13 protein-coding genes and 1 pseudogene are annotated in these 14,730 nt (G+C 65.3%); 10 read left to right on the top strand and 4 right to left on the bottom strand.

Annotated features, from left to right (window positions below; all coding sequences use genetic code 11):
* Positions 1 to 154: 154 nt before the first annotated feature.
* Positions 155 to 334: pseudogene (locus J7E80_RS14070) on the bottom strand (aldehyde dehydrogenase family protein); the annotation flags it as partial.
* A gap of 289 nt (positions 335 to 623) precedes the next feature.
* Between J7E80_RS14070 and J7E80_RS14075 the strand changes: the two are divergent.
* Positions 624 to 1,913 carry an ammonium transporter gene (locus J7E80_RS14075; RefSeq protein WP_215052554.1) on the top strand — a complete coding sequence of 430 codons (1,290 nt, stop codon included), beginning with the start codon at positions 624 to 626 and terminating at the stop codon, positions 1,911 to 1,913.
* A 55-nt stretch (positions 1,914 to 1,968) separates the two neighbouring features.
* On the opposite strand, the gene J7E80_RS14080 is transcribed toward J7E80_RS14075, so the two are convergent.
* The 3 genes from J7E80_RS14080 to J7E80_RS14090 all read right to left on the bottom strand — a co-directional run bounded on the left by J7E80_RS14080 (position 1,969) and on the right by J7E80_RS14090 (position 4,202).
* Positions 1,969 to 2,643 (bottom strand): alpha/beta hydrolase, encoded by a 675-nt coding sequence (locus tag J7E80_RS14080; protein WP_311380839.1) that lies wholly within the window; start codon positions 2,641 to 2,643, stop codon positions 1,969 to 1,971.
* A complete protein-coding gene (locus tag J7E80_RS14085) occupies positions 2,544 to 2,768 on the bottom strand; it encodes an alpha/beta fold hydrolase (protein ID WP_215052559.1) in 225 nt (74 codons plus the stop codon). The genes J7E80_RS14080 and J7E80_RS14085 overlap by 100 nt, the downstream gene beginning before the upstream one ends.
* A gap of 75 nt (positions 2,769 to 2,843) precedes the next feature.
* A complete protein-coding gene (locus J7E80_RS14090) occupies positions 2,844 to 4,202 on the bottom strand; it encodes an aromatic acid/H+ symport family MFS transporter (protein WP_215052561.1) in 1,359 nt (452 codons plus the stop codon).
* A 161-nt stretch (positions 4,203 to 4,363) separates the two neighbouring features.
* Here J7E80_RS14090 and J7E80_RS14095 point away from each other — a divergent pair, with 161 nt between their 5' ends.
* The 9 genes from J7E80_RS14095 to J7E80_RS14135 all read left to right on the top strand — a co-directional run bounded on the left by J7E80_RS14095 (position 4,364) and on the right by J7E80_RS14135 (position 14,659).
* Positions 4,364 to 5,197 (top strand): PaaX family transcriptional regulator C-terminal domain-containing protein, encoded by an 834-nt coding sequence (locus J7E80_RS14095; RefSeq protein WP_215052563.1) that lies wholly within the window; start codon positions 4,364 to 4,366, stop codon positions 5,195 to 5,197.
* 109 nt (positions 5,198 to 5,306) lie between these two features.
* Positions 5,307 to 6,137, top strand: coding sequence for a PaaX family transcriptional regulator C-terminal domain-containing protein (locus tag J7E80_RS14100; protein WP_215052565.1), 831 nt, complete (start codon positions 5,307 to 5,309; stop codon positions 6,135 to 6,137).
* Between the two features lie 86 nt (positions 6,138 to 6,223).
* The gene (locus tag J7E80_RS14105) at positions 6,224 to 7,798 is read left to right on the top strand and encodes an FAD-dependent monooxygenase (protein WP_215052567.1); all 1,575 of its coding nucleotides are present in this window, start codon (positions 6,224 to 6,226) and stop codon (positions 7,796 to 7,798) included.
* Positions 7,791 to 9,830: an acetate--CoA ligase family protein gene (locus J7E80_RS14110; protein WP_215052569.1), complete on the top strand. Its 2,040-nt coding sequence runs from the start codon at positions 7,791 to 7,793 to the stop codon at positions 9,828 to 9,830. Before J7E80_RS14105 ends, J7E80_RS14110 begins: the two co-directional genes overlap by 8 nt.
* Complete coding sequence (locus J7E80_RS14115; protein ID WP_215052570.1) at positions 9,827 to 11,500, top strand: (2,3-dihydroxybenzoyl)adenylate synthase; 1,674 nt, start codon at positions 9,827 to 9,829, stop codon at positions 11,498 to 11,500. Before J7E80_RS14110 ends, J7E80_RS14115 begins: the two co-directional genes overlap by 4 nt.
* An 11-nt stretch (positions 11,501 to 11,511) precedes the next feature.
* Positions 11,512 to 12,648, top strand: a complete 1,137-nt coding sequence (locus J7E80_RS14120; protein WP_215052572.1) for a cupin domain-containing protein — start codon at positions 11,512 to 11,514, stop codon at positions 12,646 to 12,648.
* Complete coding sequence (locus J7E80_RS14125; protein WP_215052574.1) at positions 12,645 to 13,469, top strand: fumarylacetoacetate hydrolase family protein; 825 nt, start codon at positions 12,645 to 12,647, stop codon at positions 13,467 to 13,469. The genes J7E80_RS14120 and J7E80_RS14125 overlap by 4 nt, the downstream gene beginning before the upstream one ends.
* Entirely contained in the window at positions 13,469 to 14,221 is a 753-nt protein-coding gene (locus tag J7E80_RS14130) for a maleylpyruvate isomerase family mycothiol-dependent enzyme (RefSeq protein WP_215052576.1), read from the top strand. Before J7E80_RS14125 ends, J7E80_RS14130 begins: the two co-directional genes overlap by 1 nt.
* 234 nt (positions 14,222 to 14,455) lie before the next feature.
* Positions 14,456 to 14,659: a DUF1508 domain-containing protein gene (locus tag J7E80_RS14135; protein ID WP_215052577.1), complete on the top strand. Its 204-nt coding sequence runs from the start codon at positions 14,456 to 14,458 to the stop codon at positions 14,657 to 14,659.
* Positions 14,660 to 14,730 lie beyond the last annotated feature (71 nt).

The raw sequence follows: 14,730 nt of genomic DNA on the forward strand, positions 1-14,730 counted from the left end.
AGGCCCCTGTCCCCCGATCCCGGGGCGGACGATAATTAGAACTGATCACCGGAGCTGGGCCGGCGGCGGTCACCGCCTGCCTGAGACCAAGGCGGTCCCCCCAGCCCGTCGTCGGCCCTTCAAGAGCCGCCGCCGCATTCCCTCTAGTTTGCGAGGGGTCTGTGATGCCGATGTATTGGGTCGAGGTGTACGCGGCGATGCCTTCGGATCCGCCTTCACGGCCGAGCCCAGACTGCTTCACGCCTCCGAACGGAGCTGCGGCATTGGAGATGATGCCAACGTTGAAGCCGAGCATACCGAACTCGATCTGTTCAGCCACGCGCAGCCTTCGACCGCGACGGTAAATACGAGCGTCGAACTGTTAAATCGGCACGATCCAGGCTGGGTCAAATGCAACAAGAAATTAACGTCCCGGAAACCTACGGCAGTTTACTGAGGTGAATTATGGTTTCACCTGTCGCCGTTTGGGCGATGCGTCAGTTCCAGCGGCTTTGATGGAGGCCAGCGACTTGACAGCAACTCGCGCAGCAGCAGTCCGTACTGCTGATGGAACCGAAGCGCCATGACACTGCATCCGCCAGGTCTGCGGACAACAGAACACCACCTCCCCTGATTGGAGTTCCATGAATTCTGGAGATGTCGCCTGGGTCCTCGCCGCAGGCGCCCTGCTGTGCATCATGATTCCCGGCCTTGCGCTGTTCTACGGCGGCATGGTCGGATCGCGCCGGATCCTGAACATGATGATGATGTGCTTTGGCGGAATGAGCATCGTCGCCGTGCTCTGGGCCGTGTTCGGCTACTCGATGGTCTTCGGAAATTCCGTGGGCGGCGTCGGCCTCATCGGCAATGTCACCGAATACTTCGGCATGGAGCGACTGCTGACAGAGGACCCGGACGCACCCATACCCGCCGCCCTCTTCGCCGCCTTCCAGCTGTTCTTCGCCGGCATCACCACAGCGATCATCGCCGGGGCAGCCGCCGGCAGGATGAAATTCGGCGCCTGGATGACCTTCGCCGCGCTCTGGGCCACCCTGGTCTACTTTCCCGTCGCGCACTGGGTTTTCGCCTTCAGTTCTGCCGACGGCTCGGTAACCGGCGGTTGGATCGTTAACAACCTCAAAGCCATCGACTTCGCGGGCGGGACCGCCGTCCACATGAACGCCGGAATCGCCGCCCTCGCCCTTGCCCTCGTCCTCGGGCGCAGCGCGGGCTGGCCCAAGAGCGAACACACCAAGCCCCACAGCCGCCCGCTCGTCCTGATCGGCGCAGGGCTCCTCTGGGCAGGCTGGTTCGGATTCAACGCCGGCTCCGCGCTCACCGCCGGACAGTCCGCATCAGTGGTGTTCCTCAATACCGCCGTCGCCGCATCCGCCGGCCTGCTCGCCTGGGCGCTCGTGGAACGGATCAGGCTCGGCAGCGCCAGCAGCATGGGCGCCGCCTCTGGCCTGATCTCCGCCCTCGTTGCCATCACTCCCGCATGCGGCGCCGTCAGCCCCCTTGGTGCCCTGGCCATCGGACTCATCGCCGGAGCCCTTTGCTCCCTGGCCATCGAACTGAAGTTCCGGCTGGGCTTCGACGATTCGCTCGATGTCGTCGGCGTCCACATGGTCGGCGGCATTATCGGAACACTGCTGATCGGGCTCTTCGCCACAGATGCAGCCCCGAACAAGGTCAGCGGGCTGTTCTATGGCGGAGGCTTCGGCCTGCTTGGCATCCAGGCGGTGGCAACCGTGGCCGTGCTCGCCTACTCCTTCGTGGTCACCTGGGTCATCGCCAAGGTCCTCAACATCACCATGGGCCTGCGCATCCACGAGGCCGATGAACTCCGAGGTATCGACATCGCAGCCCACTCCGAGGCTGCCTACCTCACGGACGAAGAGCCCGTCGAGCTGGGCTCCCCGCACCGTGGATAGCCGAAGCCCGGCGGGTGTCGGGCTTACCCGAGGGTGACGTGCCCGACGCCGAGACTCATCCGTGGAGGAACACGTTGATGGCCTCGGCGACGCCGGCGGGGTCCGTCACGTGGGCAAAGTGGTTCTGACCGGGGAAAAGGTTCTCGGTCACGTTCGCCAGCCTCTGCCGGAGGTGTTGTGAGGCTCCGACCAGGTGTGCCGGACTCGCCTCGCCAACAAGCAACAGAGTCGGCACATCGATCTCCGCGTACTGCTGGATGAGAACGTCGGTCATGTCGATTTCGGTGAGTTCGCGGGTCCATGTAGGGCTGAGCTCAATCATCCCGGGCCACAGCGGGGACGCAGCCAGGGCCTCGGTTTCCTCCGGGGAGATGCGCAGGAAGTGGGCTGCTGCTACGCGCATCGCTTTGTCTCCGTTTCCCTCCTCCACGGCTGCGGCATACTCCCCCAAGGCTGCCCCGGCTGTAGGCGCATCGACAGGCAGTGGGGGCTCGTACAGCACGAGTGAGGCGACGGCCGCTCCGGTGCGCACGGCTTCGAGGGCGCAGATCGCCCCGTAGGAGTGCCCGAGCAGGGCAACGCCTTCACCGGCGACGTCGAGCACAGCCTTAATGTCGTCGGATTCGGTGTTCATTGAGTAGTCTTCGGCGTCGGCGCTGAGCCCGCGCCCGCGGCGGTCCATGATGTACACGTGTTGGCATCGGCCAGTTGTTCGGCCACGGCCAGCCATTGCTCGCCGGTCGAGATGCTTCCGTGGACCAGGACGATCGGGCTGCCGGACCCTAGCTTGCGGTAGCCGATCACGGTGCCGTCGGCGGATTCGACGGTGTGGCTGCTGACGAGTTGGGTTTGCATGGGACTCCTTTGTCATTGTTCGGTTAATTGTTGGACGTGGGTGCGCTCCGGTCGCACCGCCTCATGAACCAGGCGTCAGTGCGGGATGGCATCCGTGGAGACTGCCGGCTCCGTAGCCATGCCCACGCCGGTCGTCGCGGCAGCGGCCTGAAGCCGCGGTACAGACAGAACAGCGACGACGCCCACGGCTGCCGCAATGGCCCAGACGGAGAAGTTGATGAAGGTGCCGAGTGATGCGGCGACCAGGACGCCGCCGCCCGAAATCGCCAGTACTGCGCCAATCCGGCCGATGCCGAGTGTGATGCCAAGGGCTGTGGCCCGAGTGGCGCCCGAGAAGTAGGTTGCCACGAAGCCGTTGACCAGGATCTGGGCTCCCACTGAGCCGAAGCCCACGACGGCGACCAGCAGGTACATGGCGGGAAGCGGCATGATCCCTGTTCCCATGAGAACCAAGGCGAATCCGGAGTTGGCGAAGGCGGTGGCGGTGACCGGCCGGGGGCCGAAGCGGTCCGCCAGGCGGGAGGACACAAGCACGCCCACCACGGCGCCGATGTTGACTGTCAGAAGGAAGGTCAACGATGAAGCGAGCGAGTACTTGGCAATGACCATGAGTTGGGGAAGCCAGGTGTTCAGGCCGTAGACGAGGGTCTGGCCGCAGACGCCGGCCAGGCAGAAGAGGATCATCGCAGCGAGCAGGCGCCCCGTCAGAAGCGTGCGGAACCGGCCCGCCTCCGGCACATCGCCTGAAACCCGTATCGGGGTGAGCTGCTCCAGTCCGTAGTCGGCAATAAGTCGTTCCGCCTGGTCCCGGTCCCCTTTGGCAGCGAGATAAGCGGGAGATTCCGGGAGGAATTTGAACAGCAGCGGGACGACGGCGACGAGCGGGATGCCGCCAAGCGCGAGCATGCCTTGGAATCCCAGCGTGGACAGGAAGGCAAGGGAGAGCAGCGCGGCGAGGATGCCGCCCACCGCATAGCCGGAGAACATGAGCGCGTTGTTAAAGTTGCGTCGGTTTGATTTGGAGAACTCGACGGTCAGGGCGATGGCTGTCGGAATGACCCCGCCCAGTCCGAGCCCGGCAAGAAAACGGAAGAGTCCGAACAGTTCGGGGGTGGGTGCCCAGGCGGTCAGCAGCATCAGGAACGAGAAGGAGGCGATGGACACCATCATGACCTTCCGGCGCCCAACGATGTCGGTCAGATATCCGATCAGGATGGCGCCGATGAACATGCCGGCCAGGGCGTAGCTGCCAATGGCGCCCGTCTCCACGGGGGTCAGGGCCCAGGGCTGGTGTGCCAGGAGCTTGGGAACGATTGCACCGTAGACAACAAGGTCATAGCCATCAAAGACGATGGCAAGGAAGCAAAGAAAGATGACGACGGCGGGCGATTTACGTGGGCGGGCCGGCGACGAGAGTTGCGGGGAGAAAGCCATTGGGGACTCCAGGTGGTATACACGACGGTGTGGCTGTGCCAGAGATGCGGGTGGCCTGTGACCTGACCCACATCGAATGTAACACAAAGCTGCTGTCCGTCAATAGATTTGTTGCACGTCTCGGGACTGACCGCTTTAGGTCCCGAAGTTGGAGGAGTCTTATGCAGTGGAAGCCCAGAGCCCTGGTCCTGGATCTCTTCGGAGACTACCTCCGCTACGCCGGAAGCGAGGCCCGGCTTGCTGACATCACCGAGCTCCTCGCGGTGTTTGGCATTGAGCCAGCGACGGTGCGCGTCACCCTGTCCCGTCTCCGCAAGGAGGGCTGGTTCGACACCAGGCGCGTCGGACGGGAGACGGTTTATTCCCTCACTCCCCACATGCTGGAGATCCTGAACGAGGGGCGGGAGCGGATTTTCCGCCACCGGGACGAGGACTGGGAGGGCCGTTGGACGATGGTGATCTACCAGGTTCCGGAATCCGAGCGCGGCGTCCGCGAGGAGTTGCGGAAACGGCTCGCCTGGCACGGATTCGGCCAGCTGTCGCCCTCCACGTGGCTGAGCCCCCATGACCTCATAGCAGAAGCCCGCGAACTCGCCGCAGAGTACCCACTGGCAAGAATTGACGTTCTGTGGTGCGGCACCGGCGACCTTCAGCAGGATAGGGACCTTGCCGCGCGCTGTTGGGATCTGGAGCAGCTCGGCGTGGATTATCAGCAGTTCATCCGCACCTACTCGGGCCTGAATGACGAGGCGGTGAATGCGGACAAGGATGGGCGCACAGCACTCATCGAGCGCATGCAGGTCATCGGCGACTTTCGCCGATTTCCGTTCCGCGACCCCCACCTGCCCCGGGCCCTGCAGCCGCGGGACTGGCCGAGCGGTGAAGCGTACAATCTCTTCGGCGCCGTTCACCGCCAGCTTGGTCCTGCAGCCACAGAATTCGTTTCCGGCGTGATTGGGCAACCGGTGGGCCCGGGCAGGGAGGTTTTGACGTAAGTCGGGCCGGGGTCGAGGAGCAAAATCGGTGATTGAGCTTGAATGTAACATTATTTAGTGGTCCGTTGAGCCGCCGGTTACATCTAACTTCGATCCCCCAGGAGTCCCCATGGCGGAGACGCCCCGATCTCTCGTCCTGAATCTTTTCGGCGACTACCTTCGGTATGCCGGCGGTGAGGTCAAGCTTGGCGAACTGACCGAACTGATGGTGGCATTCGGTGTCGAACCCGCCACGATCAGGGTCAGCATGTCCCGCCTCAAGAAGGAAGGGTGGTTCACCACGCGCAAGGATGGGCGGGAAACCGTCTACGTCCTGAGTGGCCACATGCTCGACGTGCTCATCCAAGGCCGTGCGCGGATCTTTCGACGCCGGGAGGAGCCCTGGGCCGGGCGCTGGACGATGGTCATCTACCAGGTGCCGGAGTCCGAGCGGGCCGTGCGTGAACAGCTTCGCAAGCAGCTGGCGTGGACGGGGTTCGGCCAGCTCTCACCCTCAACCTGGCTGGCCCCGCACGATCTTTCGCGGGAAGCCAAGGAGCTCGCGTCCGAGTACGAAATGGCCCGGATGGATATCCTCTGGTGCGGTTCCGATGATGCAGAAGCAGCCCGGGATCTGGCTGCCAGATGCTGGGACCTCGACGCTCTGGGGCGGGACTACAGGAACTTCCTTAACACCTATGCCCACTTGGATAATGAGCGCGGCAACTCGAGCCGGGACGGGCGGCAGGCGCTGATGGAACGCACCCGGATCATCGACGATTTTCGCCGCTTCCCGTTCCGTGACCCCGAATTGCCGCATGAGCTGCAACCCGAGGACTGGCCGGGCCCTGCCGCCTTCAGCCTCTTCAGTCGCGTGCACGAACAGCTGCGACCCCAGGCGAACGCGTACGTGGAGAGCGTGATCGGGCGCAAGCTCCAGCCGTCGCCGGTCGATATGTAACAAATAGTTGACGTTCATCAGAACTGAGTTACATAATTGAGGGGAGACGTATCTCACCACTCCCCCAAACTTAGAAGGTGGCATCGATGGCACTTCGCGTAGCCTGCATTGGCGGCGGTCCCGGAGGACTGTTCTTCTCAACCCTGTTCAAGCAGACAGTTCCCGACGCCGAAGTCGTACTCTTCGAACGGAACCAGGCCACAGACGCCTTCGGGTTCGGCGTCGTCTTCTCGGACGCGACGCTGCGTCAGATCAACGATGCCGATCGTGTGGTGCTGAACGGGCTCCGGGACCATGGCACCCACTGGGACGACATCGAGGTCTGGCTCAAGGGCGAGCGAAAGTCCTTCGGCGGAAACGGTATGGCTGCCATTTACCGGAAGACCCTGCTGAAGCTGATGCAGGAGCGGGCGGCGGAGGTCGGTGTCGACATGCGATTCGGCCAGTACGTGCCCGACCTGTCTCAACTGGACGGCTTCGACCTGATCGTCGGCGCGGACGGAGCCAACTCATCGACCCGCGAGCAACTCGGCGAGAGCCTGGGCCATACCGCTGAGACCGCGACCGCCAAGTTCATCTGGTTCGGCACGACCTATAAGTTCAGCGGCCTCACCTTCGTCCACCGGCAGAGCGAGTTCGGCAACTTCGCCGTCCACGGCTACCCGATCAGCGACGACCTCAGCACGTTCATCGTTGAAACCGATGAGGAGACCTGGCGTAAAGCCGGCCTTGACGAATTCGATGCAACCCAGCCTCCGGGACCCTCAGACCTGAAGACCCAGCGGTTCCTCGAGAAGCTGTTCGCCGAAGACATCGCCGGCGAGCCGCTCGTGGCCAACAACTCCCGCTGGGCAAATTTCCGCACCCGCAGTACCCGCTCCTGGCACAAGGGCAACGTCGTCCTGCTCGGCGACGCCATGCACACCGCGCACTTCTCTGTAGGATCCGGCACCAAGATGGCCATGGAAGACGCCATCACCCTGGTCCGGGAAGTCGCCGCGCACCAGGGTGACCTGGAAGCGGCGTTCACCAACTATGAAGCCGAGCGCCAGCCCCTGGTCGCCAAGATCCAGAACGCCGCGCGCGGCGGCCTGAGCTGGTGGGAACACTTCGCCCGGTATTACAACTCCTTCGACCCGACTCAGTTCACCTTCCACTTCTTTTCCCGCAGCATCGACATCGACAAAATCCGCCAGCGCGACCCAATGCTGGCCAAGTCCGCAGAACAGGACTGGCTGGCCAGGCACGGAAACGAACCACTGGAAACGCCGTTCACGGCCGGAGCGGCCCGGTTTAGCGGGCGCCTGCTTTCCCTCACCAGCGAGGCCGGCCAGCCCGCACTGACCGGGCCAGGCGGCCGGGTTCCCCTGGTCACCGACCCGGCCGACGCCGACGCCGAGACCGGTTTCCTGCTCACCGCACCGGACACGGAAGAGGGCCTTGCCGCCTGTTTTGGCCGGCTGCCGGCTCAGGCAGCAGCCATCGTGATCCAGGGCGGTAACCCGTTTACCCGGAGCTTGGCCTCTGAAGAGGCGCGGCTGGGCCGAGGCCTCGCTAGCGTCATCGTGGATGACCGCGGCCCCGTCTCGGCCCTCACCTTGGTGCTCTCCGGCCGTGCAGACGCCGTCGCCACCGCCGCCGGGGAGGCAACCGATGCATAGCCTCACCCCTCTCTTCGCGCCCGGCGGCATCATCGTCGTCGGCGCCTCAGCCAGCCCGGAGAAGCTCGGCGCCGTCATGGCCCAATCACTGTCCGCCTACCACGCTGCCGTCGCCCTGGTGAACAGCCGCGGTGAAAACGGCATGCACACCAGCATCGCCGACGCAGCAGCAGCCATCGGCGATGGTCCGGATCTGGCAGTGCTCTGCGTGCCCGCCGCGGCCACCGCCCAGGCACTGCGCGACAGTGCGGCCAACGGCGCGAAGGCTGCCCTGGTTTGCGCGGGCGGTTTCGCCGAGGCGGGCGGTCCAGGCGTTGAGTTCGGTCGCCAGGTTGAGGCTGCTGCCAGCGAAACCGGAATCCGGCTCCTGGGCCCGAACACCTCCGGTTTCTTCGTCCCCCACCGCAGCCTGCGTGCCAGCTTCGTGCCCGGCGTCGCGGAACTGGAACCCGGCTCCGTAGCCGTGGTGGCAGCCAGCGGCGGAGTCAACCATGTCCTTGCCTTCCACCTGCAGCACGCCGGAGTGGGCGTCAGCCTCGGCGTCGGGATCGGTGCCGGCACGGACATCACTGCCCCCGATGTCCTGGATTACCTGATTTCCGATGAGCAGACCAAGGCCGTGGCCCTGCATCTGGAAAGCGTCGCCGACGGACCCGCCCTCGTCGACGCGGTCTCCCGCCTCAGTTCCGTCAAACCCGTGGTGGCACTGGTGGTCGGCCGCAACGACGTGTCAGAGTTTGCCCAGTCCCACACCGGAGCCCTGGCCACCTCGTGGCGGACCACGAGGGCGGTCCTCAAGCAGGCGGGCGCGGTGATCGTCGACGACGAAAGCCAGCTCGTTGCCGCCGTTACCGTTCTGGCCGCACGCCGACTGGCACCGGCAGCCGATCCCGGCGTCGGGCTCATCACCGGCCAGGCCGGTCCCGGGCTGGTGATCGCCGATGCCCTGCACAGCGCTGGAGTGACGCTGCCCCGACTCGCGCAGGCCAGCCAGGACACCATCGGCGGGCTGCTGCCACCGCTGACCTTCCAGGCCAATCCCGTGGACACAGGCCGGCCCGGGCCGGGGTACCAGAAAATCTTGGCGGCCGTCGCCGCCGACCAGGCCATCGACGTCGTCGGTGTCTATGGCCTGACAGAGCCGGTCACCGACCTGCCCCTTTCCGTGGCCGAATCCGGGGCATCCGGAAGCCTGCCATTCCTGATCGGCGTTGACGGACCCGACGGCGACGTTGAACGCGCCCGGAAGTCGGCGCAGCAGCATGGGCTGCCGCTGATCAGCGGACCCACGTCGCTGGCCCACGGGATCACGGCTCTGGTCAACGACGCACGCGGCCGGTTCCAGCGCGCGCAGGCTCCGGACAGCACCTTTACCTGGCCGGACGTGGAGGGGCCGTGGGACGAAAACCGCTCCAAGGAACTGCTCGATGCTCTCGGCATCACCACTCCGGCGCGGCGCAGCTGCAGCACTCGCACCGCCGCCCATGAAGCTCTCGCCCAGCTCGGCGGCGGCCCGGTAGCGGTCAAGCTGCTCGACGCCGCCGTCCTGCACAAAACCGAGATCGGCGGTGTGCACCTCGGCGTGGACTCCCCCGCGGCCATGGACCGTGCTCTGGACGGACTCGAAGCTGCCGGTGCCCGCGAATTCCTGATCGAGGCGATGGCCGCATCCGGCATCGACCTGGTCCTCGGAGCGCGGCGCGATCCTGTCTTCGGGCCGGTCGTTGTCCTGGGACTGGGCGGCACCACAGCCGAGATCTTCGCTGACATCTCGATCCGTTCTGCTCCGCTGAGCGTCCGCACGGCCGAAGGCATGCCCGGCGAGCTGCAGGCACGCGCACTGCTGTACGGCTTCCGGTCAGGCCCGACACTGGATACCACCGAACTGGCCAGGATCCTGACCCATCTCGGAGATGCCCTCTGCGCCAACGACGGCATCGCCGAGATTGAAATCAATCCCCTGCGCCTTACCCATGACGGGCTCGTCGCGCTGGACGCCGTAGTGATCAATGTCGAGGAGGACATGAAATGAGCAGCCACACCAGCGAGGGCACTGTTCCCTGGCCCGCAGACCTTGCCATGGAGTACCGCCGCAAGGGTTACTGGGAGGACCGTCCGCTGGGCGCCTACGTCCTCGACGCGGCGGACCGGCTTCCGGGCAAGGCCGCAGTGGTGGACGGGGACGTGCGCCTCAGCTACGCCGAGCTGGCGGAGAGAATGGACGCCGCGGCCGAACGCCTGCTGCAGCTGGGCCTGAAAGCCGACGACCGCATCATGGTCCAGCTGCCCAACGGATGGCAGTTCACCGTGCTGACCCTGGCCTGTTTCCGGGCCGGCATCATCCCTGTAATGGCGTTGCCCGCTCACCGGAAGTACGAGCTGTCCTTCCTCACTGAGCTCTCCGAAGCGCGGGCCATCGCCGTGCCCGATGCCATCAAGGATTTTGACCACCAGGCGCTGGCCGAAGAACTGGCATCAGCCGTCCCCTCACTGGAGACCATCCTCGTTTCCGGTGCCGCGAAGCCCGCCAACATACGCCTCGAGGATATTCTCGCCCCTGGACAGGACGTCGCCGGAGCCCGCTCACGCCTGGACGCCGCTGCGCCGGCACCGGACTCGCCGGCGTTGTTCCTGCTTTCCGGCGGCACCACGGGGCTGCCCAAACTCATCACCCGGACCCACAACGACTACGCCTACAACGTCAAGGCCACCTCGGTGCCCACGGGAGTCAGCGAGGACACCGTCTACCTGGGTACCCTGCCCGCAAGCCACAACTTCCCCCTGGCCTGCCCCGGCATCCTCGGGGTCCTGTTCGCCGGCGGCCGGGTCGTCATGCTGCCAAGCCCCGAACCACGCAAGGCCTTCGCGACCATTGAACGGGAGAAGGTCACGCTTTCCACGGCCGTCCCCGCCGTCGCCCAGCGGTGGATCGAATACCAGCAGGAGACAGGGTCTGGCCAGCTCGCCAGCCTCGAAGTACTCCAGGTAGGGGGCTCACGCCTGCCGGACGAGATCGCGCGGAAAGTGAAGCCCGTCCTGGGGGCAACCCTGCAGCAGGTCTTCGGCATGGCCGAGGGGTTGATCAACACCACCCGCCTCGACGATCCCGAAGAAGTCATCTGCACCACGCAGGGCCGTCCCGTCTCCGCAGCCGACGAAGTCCGCATCGTGGATGAGGCCGGAGAGGACCTTCCGGACGGGGTCCCGGGATCCATTCTCACCCGGGGTCCCTACACGCCCCGGGGCTACTACCGTGCCCCGGAAGCCAACGCACGGGCCTTCACCCCTGACGGCTGGTATGCCAGCGGGGATATCGTCGAGCGGCGCGCGGACGGCAATCTGATCGTCCAGGGACGCGACAAGGACATGATCAACCGGGGCGGGGAGAAGATCTCAGCCGAGGAAATCGAGAGCCTTGTTTACCGGATCGAGGACGTGACCATGGCCGCCGCGGTTGCCATGCCGGATCCGTTGCTGGGTGAACGGCTCTGCCTCTATATCACCGTCAAGCCGGGACGCGAGGTGAGCCTCCAGCAGATCCAGGAGATGCTGCGGCAGACCGGTGTGGCTGCCTTCAAAATCCCCGAACGTCTCGTGGTCCTCGATGAACTGCCGACCACGAAGGTGGGCAAGATCAACAAAAAAGACCTCCGCTCCGACATTGCCGAACGCCTCGCCGACGCCGGCACGCAGGCCAAGTAGAAGGAAACACTATGACGCAAAACATTACGCATGAATCAGTTGCCGCGGGGCAGGCTGTGCCGGAGCCGACGCCTGAAGAGGCTGCCCAGCTGGAGGAGCTGTACCGGGATTTTGACCGGGAGAACCTGATTCCGTTGTGGACGGAGATCGGTGAGTTGATGCCGAGGGTGCCGTCGCCGAAGGCGGTGCCGCATGTGTGGCGCTGGAACGATCTGTATCCGCTGGCGGCGCGTGCCGGTGATCTGGTTCCGGTCGGGCGGGGCGGGGAGCGCCGGGCGATTGCTTTGGCAAACCCGGGCCTGGCCCGCACGCCGTATGCGACGCCGACGCTGTGGGCCGCGATCCAGTACCTGGGCGCCCGGGAGACGGCGCCGGAGCACCGGCATTCGCAGAACGCCTTCCGGTTCGTGGTCGAGGGGGAAGGGGTGTGGACGGTGGTGAACGGGGACCCGGTGGCGATGCGCCGCGGGGATTTCCTGCTGACCCCGGGCTGGAACTTCCACGGCCACCACAACGACACCGACGCACCGATGGCGTGGATCGACGGACTGGACATCCCGTTCGTGCACTATACCGATGCCGGGTTCTTCGAGTTCGGCACAGACCGCGTTACCGACGAGGCCACCCCCGTGGTCTCCCGGTCGGAGCGGCTCTGGGCCCATCCCGGCCTGCGCCCGCTCTCCGGCTTGGAGGACACCACGAACTCCCCAATCGCCGCGTACCGGTGGGAACACACCGACCGGGCCCTGACCGAACAGCTGCTGCTGGAGGACGAGGGCCACCCCGCGACTGTGTCCCAGGGTCACGCCGCCGTCCGGTTCTCGAACCCGACCACGGGCGGGGACGTGATGCCCACCATCCGGGCCGAGTTCCACCGGCTCCGCGCCGGCGCTACCACCGACGCCCTGCGCGAGGTCGGATCCAGTGTGTGGCAGGTCTTCGACGGCGCCGGCATCGTGGTCCTGAACGGTGAAACCAAGGCCCTGGCGAAGGGCGATCTGTTCGTCGTGCCGTCCTGGACCGAGTGGTCCCTGCGCGCGGACCCGCACGCGGATTCCGGGTTTGACCTGTTCCGCTTCAGTGACGCCCCGATTTTTGAACGCCTGAGCTTCAACCGCACCTACACCCAAGGACACACCACGTCATGAGACTCCTCACCCTGCGCACTTCTGAAGGAACGACGGCGGTCCGCCAGGACGGCGGCACCCTGACGGAGATAGACGGCTTCGCCGACGTCGGCGAACTCCTCCGTGATCCCGCCTGGGCGGAGAAAGCGGCCGCCGCGGCCGGTGCCACGCATCCACTCGACGGCGCGGACCTCGCCGCCGTCGTGCCCGCTCCGGGCAAGATCATCTGCGTGGGCCACAACTACCGCAACCACATCAAGGAAATGGGCCGGGAGGTCCCCGACTACCCCACGCTGTTCGCCAAGTACGCTGAGTCCCTGATCGGGCCCAACGATGACCTGGCCCTGCCGCAGGAATCGGACGCGGTGGACTGGGAAGCCGAACTCGCCGTGATCATCGGCAAAACCGGCCGCCGGATCAGCGAAGCCGACGCCGGCGACCACATCGCGGGGTACGCCGTGCTGAATGACGTCAGCATGCGGGACTACCAGTTCCGCACCATCCAGTGGCTGCAGGGCAAGACCTGGGAAAAATCCACCCCGTTCGGGCCTGCCCTGGTCACCGGCGACGAATTCACCGCCGGGCCGCTGATGACCTCCGCCGTCGACGGGCAAATCCAGCAGCAGACCCCCACCGGGGACCTCGTCTTCACCCCGGAGTTCCTGGTCTCCTACATCTCCACCATCATCACGCTGAACCCCGGCGACGTGATCGCCACCGGCACCCCCGGCGGCGTGGGCCACGCCCAGAACCCGAAACGCTACCTCCAGGACGGCCAGACCCTGGTCACCACCATCGACGGGCTGGGGCAGCTGAGCAACCGCGTCATCAAGGAACGCTGATGGTCGCCCGCACCGACCAGACCACCGACCCGGACCTGCAGGAACAGCTCCTGCAGGCCCGGCGCGGCACCGCGTTCTTCGCCCGCAAACTCAACGAACTCACCGACGCCGGCCTCGACGCGGACTCGCTGCTGCCGGGCTGGACCCGCCGCCACATCGTGTCCCACATCGGCTACAACGCCCGCGCCATCGCCCGGCTCGTCGAGTGGGCCGCGACCGGAATCGAAACCCCGATGTATCCCTCCCCCGAGGCCAGGGACCACGAAATCACCTTCGGAGCCACCCTGTCCCCGACCGCGCTGCGGAACCTCTTCGACCACTCCGCAGTACACCTGAACGTCGAATGGCGCGACCTTCCCGCCGACGCCTGGCACCACAAGGTCCGCACCATCCAGGGCCGGGTGGTCCCGGCCACCGAAACCGTCTGGATGCGCACCCGCGAAGTCTGGATCCACGCCGTCGACCTCAACAGCGGCGCCACGTTCCACGACATCCCTACCCCCGTCCTGGAACACCTCCTCCACGACATCACCGGCGCCTGGAAAACCCGCGGCACAGATCACGGGCTCCTCATCACGACAACCAGCACGGACCTGACACTCGGAGACACAACCACCGACAACCCAACAGTCATCACCGGATCCCTGCCCGCCGTCGCACAATGGGCCGCAGGCCGCGGACATACCTGCGTCACAGCCACACAGGACGGCACGCCACTTGCCGAGGTCCCGGCCGCCCCGAAATGGATCTGAACAAGTCTCAACAATGCCGGGCACCGGGCGCCTGGGCTTTGAGTGCGGCACATCTGACAAAGGGGCCTACAGGGGATGTCAAAAAATTGACAGGTATGTCATATAGTTGTTTAGGTAGTGGCTGATGAGGGCAGCTTCACAGGCATCACCCGGATTGCAGGCCGCGATTGCCTGCCGCGCGGATGGGTCTGCAGGTGCGATGCCCGCTCAGCGAAGACCGATGAAGGGAACCCCATGCCAGGCCAATTCAAGCTCGTTGACGCAGAGCCGCATGGGATCCGCATACTTCTTGTCAGTGCCGCGGGGGAAACTCTGGCTACGTCGAAGACCTTCGAGAATACGGAGGAAGCCGCAGCTGCAGTAGCGGACCTTCGCGAGCATGCCGCCTCAGCGCACATTATCGACCGCACCACCAGCACCCATTCGCGCGGCAATTAACTGCAGGAGATCAAGAAAACCGCTAGGATCGCCGCCCCGTAACTGCCGGCGTGGCGGGGGTTGGCAGCAGG

This window comes from Arthrobacter sp. ISL-28 (assembly GCF_018613875.1).
In the GTDB taxonomy this organism is placed as follows: Bacteria; Actinomycetota; Actinomycetes; order Actinomycetales; family Micrococcaceae; genus Arthrobacter.

Excerpts from the sequence above, each read along its gene's own strand:
- J7E80_RS14135 (WP_215052577.1), top strand. The coding sequence starts at position 14,456 with ATGCCAGGCCAATTCAAGCTCGTTGACGCAGAGCCGCATGGGATCCGC.
- J7E80_RS14095 (WP_215052563.1), top strand. The coding sequence starts at position 4,364 with ATGCAGTGGAAGCCCAGAGCCCTGGTCCTGGATCTCTTCGGAGACTAC.
- J7E80_RS14125 (WP_215052574.1), top strand. The coding sequence starts at position 12,645 with ATGAGACTCCTCACCCTGCGCACTTCTGAAGGAACGACGGCGGTCCGC.
- J7E80_RS14130 (WP_215052576.1), top strand. The coding sequence starts at position 13,469 with ATGGTCGCCCGCACCGACCAGACCACCGACCCGGACCTGCAGGAACAG.
- J7E80_RS14120 (WP_215052572.1), top strand. The coding sequence starts at position 11,512 with ATGACGCAAAACATTACGCATGAATCAGTTGCCGCGGGGCAGGCTGTG.
- J7E80_RS14110 (WP_215052569.1), top strand. The coding sequence starts at position 7,791 with ATGCATAGCCTCACCCCTCTCTTCGCGCCCGGCGGCATCATCGTCGTC.
- J7E80_RS14085 (WP_215052559.1), bottom strand. The coding sequence starts at position 2,768 with ATGCAAACCCAACTCGTCAGCAGCCACACCGTCGAATCCGCCGACGGC.
- J7E80_RS14100 (WP_215052565.1), top strand. The coding sequence starts at position 5,307 with ATGGCGGAGACGCCCCGATCTCTCGTCCTGAATCTTTTCGGCGACTAC.
- J7E80_RS14105 (WP_215052567.1), top strand. The coding sequence starts at position 6,224 with ATGGCACTTCGCGTAGCCTGCATTGGCGGCGGTCCCGGAGGACTGTTC.
- J7E80_RS14080 (WP_311380839.1), bottom strand. The coding sequence starts at position 2,643 with ATGGCTGGCCGTGGCCGAACAACTGGCCGATGCCAACACGTGTACATC.
- J7E80_RS14075 (WP_215052554.1), top strand. The coding sequence starts at position 624 with ATGAATTCTGGAGATGTCGCCTGGGTCCTCGCCGCAGGCGCCCTGCTG.
- J7E80_RS14115 (WP_215052570.1), top strand. The coding sequence starts at position 9,827 with ATGAGCAGCCACACCAGCGAGGGCACTGTTCCCTGGCCCGCAGACCTT.
- J7E80_RS14090 (WP_215052561.1), bottom strand. The coding sequence starts at position 4,202 with ATGGCTTTCTCCCCGCAACTCTCGTCGCCGGCCCGCCCACGTAAATCG.